Source organism: Streptomyces sp. P17, assembly GCF_032436805.1.
In the GTDB taxonomy this organism is placed as follows: Bacteria; Actinomycetota; Actinomycetes; order Streptomycetales; family Streptomycetaceae; genus Streptomyces.
The window spans coordinates 1-605 of sequence record NZ_JAVRBF010000252.1; the positions used below are offsets into that span (position 1 = coordinate 1).

Annotated in this window: 1 protein-coding gene; it reads right to left on the reverse strand. The window is 38.3% G+C overall.

Features of this window, described 5'->3' with window-relative positions; all coding sequences use genetic code 11:
• A partial coding sequence (locus RMT89_RS40695; RefSeq protein WP_315888787.1) for a transposase occupies window positions 1-605 on the reverse strand: 605 nt, incomplete at both ends.

Genomic DNA, 605 nt, shown 5'->3' on the forward strand with positions numbered 1-605 from the left:
TGCTTATTGAAATTATTAGAACCTTTCGTCTTCTTGGAAAGTTTACGTTGAGCTTTAGCCAGCTTCTTCTCGTACTTCTTGGTGTATTTGGGATTGTTGAATACAACGCCATCAGAACAAGCCGCAAGTGATTTGATACCAACGTCTACACCCACAGTTTTGCTTGCGATAGGTAACGGTTGAATTTCTGTTTCAACAAGCATCGAAATGAAGTATTTGCCTGTTTTAGTTTTGGACACATAGACGGAAGACGGGCTGCCATTGAACGGTCTTGATAGTTTGACTTTCAATGAATTTTTCATCTTGGCTAAAGTGATTTGCTTTGTTTCAGCGTTGAATTTAAAAGCGTTAGCCATGTAGCAAGCGGATTGCTTACCATGTTTGTTTTTGAACTTAGGATAGCCAAATCCAGATTTGAAAAATGCTTTAAACGCTTTATCAAGATGACGGAGCGATTGCTGTAATGGCACACTTGAGACGTTCTTCAACCAAGAATAATCCGCATCTTTTTTAAGCGTAGTTAAATTTTGATTCCAATCGCTGAAGTTGGTTTTGTTACCTTGTTCATACTGTTCTTTCGAGAAAGCCAAAGCATTGTTGTAAAC